Origin of the sequence: Nocardia thailandica NBRC 100428, from assembly GCF_000308795.1 — a bacterium.
GTDB lineage: Bacteria > Actinomycetota > Actinomycetes > Mycobacteriales > Mycobacteriaceae > Nocardia > Nocardia thailandica.
The window spans coordinates 1-3,592 of the sequence record NZ_BAGK01000218.1; the positions used below are offsets into that span (position 1 = coordinate 1).

At 74.1% G+C, this 3,592-nt stretch carries 4 protein-coding genes; 2 read left to right on the top strand and 2 right to left on the bottom strand.

Annotated elements, in window-relative coordinates; translation table 11 throughout:
• Nucleotides 1-1,186: diflavin oxidoreductase (locus tag ON36_RS25050; RefSeq protein WP_043658475.1), on the top strand; the 1,186-nt coding region annotated here is incomplete at its 5' end.
• Between the two features lie 18 nt (nt 1,187-1,204).
• Here the strand turns inward: ON36_RS25050 and ON36_RS25055 are convergent.
• A complete protein-coding gene (locus tag ON36_RS25055; RefSeq protein WP_043658478.1) occupies nt 1,205-2,239 on the bottom strand; it encodes an aldo/keto reductase in 1,035 nt (344 codons plus the stop codon).
• Between the two features lie 82 nt (nt 2,240-2,321).
• Between ON36_RS25055 and ON36_RS25060 the strand changes: the two genes are divergently transcribed.
• A complete protein-coding gene (locus ON36_RS25060) occupies nt 2,322-2,936 on the top strand; it encodes a TetR/AcrR family transcriptional regulator (RefSeq protein WP_043658480.1) in 615 nt (204 codons plus the stop codon).
• Nucleotides 2,937-2,977: 41 nt separating this feature from the next.
• Here the strand turns inward: ON36_RS25060 and ON36_RS25065 are convergent.
• A partial coding sequence (locus tag ON36_RS25065) for a TIGR03086 family metal-binding protein (RefSeq protein WP_306306916.1) occupies nt 2,978-3,592 on the bottom strand: 615 nt, incomplete at its 5' end.

Sequence of the window (3,592 nt, forward strand, 5' to 3'; positions counted from 1 at the left end):
GGTCGCCCGCGGCGGCGCGGCGGTGCTGGACCGGCCCGCGCCCGCCGGGGCGAGGACCGCCGCGCCCTTCACGCGCAACGCCCCCGTCGCGGCGGCGCTGGTGCGCAACGAGGTGCTCAGCGCGGCCGGATCGCCGAAGGAGGTGCGCCGCTTCGGTTTCGACCTGACCGGCCTCGACGCCGCCTACGAGGTCGGCGACTCGCTCGGCGTCTACCCGACCAACGGGGACCGGCTGGTCCGCGAATGGCTCGGCGCGGCCGGGCTCGACGGCGGCCGCCCGATCGAGGTCGACGGGCGCGAGCTGCCGCTGAGCGAGGCGCTGCGCACCCACTACGACATCACCCGGGTCGGCCAGGATCTGCTGGCCTTCGTCGCCGAACGCAATCCGCACCCGCGCCTGGCCAAGCTGCTACGCCGGGACAACCGCAACGAACTCCAGAGCTACCTCTGGGACCGCCAGGCCGTGGACGTGCTGCGCGACTTCCCCGTCCAGGCCGACCTGGTGGAGTGGCAGTCGACGCTGAAGAAGCTGTCCCCGCGCCAGTATTCGATCTCGTCGAGTCCGCTGGTCGATCCGACCGAGGTGCAGCTCACCGTCGGCGTGGTGCGCTACGGCGATCCGGCGCCGGGCGCCGACCGGCGCGGCGGTGTCTGCTCGACGTTCCTGGCCGACCGGGCGGGCGGCGAGGTGCCGATCTTCCTGCAGCGGGCCCCGCACTTCCGCCCGCCGCTCGACCCGGCAGCGCCGATGATCATGGTCGGGCCCGGCACCGGGATCGCGCCGTTCCGCGGGTTCCTGCACGAGCGCCGCGCCCAGGGCGCGTCGGGCCGCAACTGGCTCTTCTTCGGCGACCAGCACGCCTCGCAGAACTTCTACTACCGCGCCGAACTGGAGGACATGTTCCGCTCCGGCTTCCTCACCCGCCTCGACCTGGCCTTCTCCCGCGACCAGCGGCAGCGGATCTACGTGCAGCACCGGATGATCGAGCACGGCGCCGAGCTGTGGTCGTGGCTGTGCGAGGGCGGCCACTTCTACGTCTGCGGTGACGCCGCGCGCATGGCCAAGGACGTCGACGAGACCCTGCTCGAGATCGCCCGCGTCCACGGCAAACTCGACGACGACGGGGCCCTGGCCTGGCGCAAGCAGCTGGTGGCCGAGAAGCGCTACGTCCGCGACGTGTACTGACGGCCGGTCGCGCGTGCCCTACACCGCGGGCGGGTTCAGCCGGGCGAAGTCGGGCAGGCGATGGTAGGGGTAGTACGGGTAGGGCGGGGTGCCCGCGCTCGCCTTGTCGAGGCGCGCCAGCTGGTCGGCGTCCAGGCGCCAGCCGAGGGCGCCGAGGTTCTGGCGGAACTGTTCCTCGGTGCGCGCGCCCACGATGACGCTGGCGACCGTCGGCCGGGTCAGCAGCCAGTTGAGCGCGATCTGCGGGACGGCGCGGCCGGTTTCGGCGCTGATCTCGTCGAGGACGTCGACGACGTCGTAGAGGACCTCGTCGTCCACCGGCGGGCCCGCCTCGGCCGTGGTGTGCAGGCGGCTGCCCTCGGGCAGGGGCTGTCCGCGGCGGATCCGGCCGGTCAGCCTGCCCCAGCCGAGCGGGCTCCACACCACCGCGCCGACCCCCTGGTCGAGGCCGAGGGGCAGCAGCTCCCATTCGTAGTCGCGGCCGACGAGCGAGTAGTAGACCTGATGGGCGACGAAGCGGTTCAGGTGCCGCGCGTCGGCGGCGGCCAGCGCCTTCATCAGCTGCCAGCCCGCGAAGTTGGAGGCGCCGAGGTAGCGGATCTTGCCCGCGCGCACGAGTTCGTCCAGGGCGGTGAGGGTTTCCTCGAGCGGGGTGCCCGCGTCGAAGGCGTGCAGCTGGAACAGGTCGAGGTGGTCGGTGCCGAGGCGGCGCAGCGAGTCCTCGACGGCGCGGATCAGGCGGCCGCGGCCCGCGCCCGCCTCGTGCGCGCCGGGACCGGTCGGCAGCCCGGCCTTGGTGGACAGCAGGACCCGGTCGCGGCGTCCGGCGATCGCGGCGCCGAGGATCTCCTCCGAGGCGCCGTCGGAGTAGACGTCCGCGGTGTCGAAGAGGGTGACCCCGGCGTCGAGGGCGATGTCGACCATGCGGCGCGCGCCCGCCGCGTCGGTGTCGCCCCAGGCGCTGAACAGCTCACCGCGCCCACCGAAGGTGCCCGCGCCGAAGCTCAGTGCGGGGACGTGCAGGCCGCTGTGGCCGAGCCGGCGGTACTCCATCGTGACTCCTAAAGGGTCTATAGTTCCGTTTACAGCTCGGACAGTACACCCGATCGCGACTAAATGAAACTGGAGTCCCGTTATGAGTTCCGATGGCACGGCCCCCGGCTCGGTCCGGCCCGGCGGTCGCACCGCCCGCGTGCGGGAAGCCGTCCTGCGGGTCGCGGGTGACCTGCTCGCCGAACGCGGCTTCGCCCACCTCGACCTCGCCGAGGTCGCCGCCCGCGCCGAGGTCGGCAAGACCACCGTCTACCGTCGCTGGCGCACCCCCGCCGGCCTGATCACCGACCTGCTCACCGACATGGCCGACACCTCGCTCCCCCGCGCCGAGATCGGCGGCCTCGCCGGGGACCTGCGCGCCAACGCCCGCCTGGTCGCCCGCACCCTCGCCGACCCACGGCAGGGCAGGCTGTTCCGCGCCGTCATCGCCGCCGCCACGTGCGACGACGAAGCCGCCGCCGCCCTGCACCACTTCTACGACGTGCGCCTGGCCGAGTGGGCGCCCTGCGTCACCGACGCGATCGCCCGCGGCGAGGCGCCGCCCGGCACCGATCCCCGCGCCGTGCTGTCCGCGGTCTCGGCCCCGCTCTACTACCGCCTGCTCGCCAGCGGCGACCCGATCGACGACACCGAGGCCGACCGGGCCGCCGACGCCGTCACCGCGGCGGTGACCGCCGGGGTGTTCGCGCGCGGGTGAGGCGAGCGGGACCGGACGCGGGCCGCGGCCTCGGGGCGGGTTCAGCGGGACCAGGCGGCGTCGCGGCCGGTGAGGCCGAGGACCTGGTCGAGCAGCGGGGCCTCGGGGGCGACGGGGATCACCGGCCCGAAGAGGCCGGGCGTGCCCTCGGGGTCGGTCTCGCGGAGAAACTCGAGGAGGACCGCCAGGTCGGCGTCGGAGGCGCGGGGCGACTGACCGGTCGCCACGGCCAGGTCCCAGGCGTGGACGACGAGTTCGTCCAGGGCCACCATGGCCATGACGGGGGCCGGCATGGTGACGCCGCCCGCTTCGGCGTCGCCGTCCCAGGCGGCCGGGTCGCGCCACGCCTCGGCGAGGGCCTTCAGCCGTCCGGGCAGGAGGGCGCGCCACTCGGCGGGCAGCGGGGTGTCGGGGCCGGTCTGCGGCGGAGCCGAGGTGCCGACCGACTCCTTGGTCGCGGCCTGCCGGAACGCCTCGGTGAGGCCGACGGCGTGGGCGAGCAGGTCGCGGACAGTGACGTCCGCGCACGGGGTGGGATCGGCGAGCTGATCGTCGGTGATCGCCGCGGTCACCGCGGCGAGTGCGTCGGCGGCGGAATCGAACGCGAACGAGGGCTGCATGGGGTCACTCCTGGAGTCGGCGGCTGCACTGGTGCA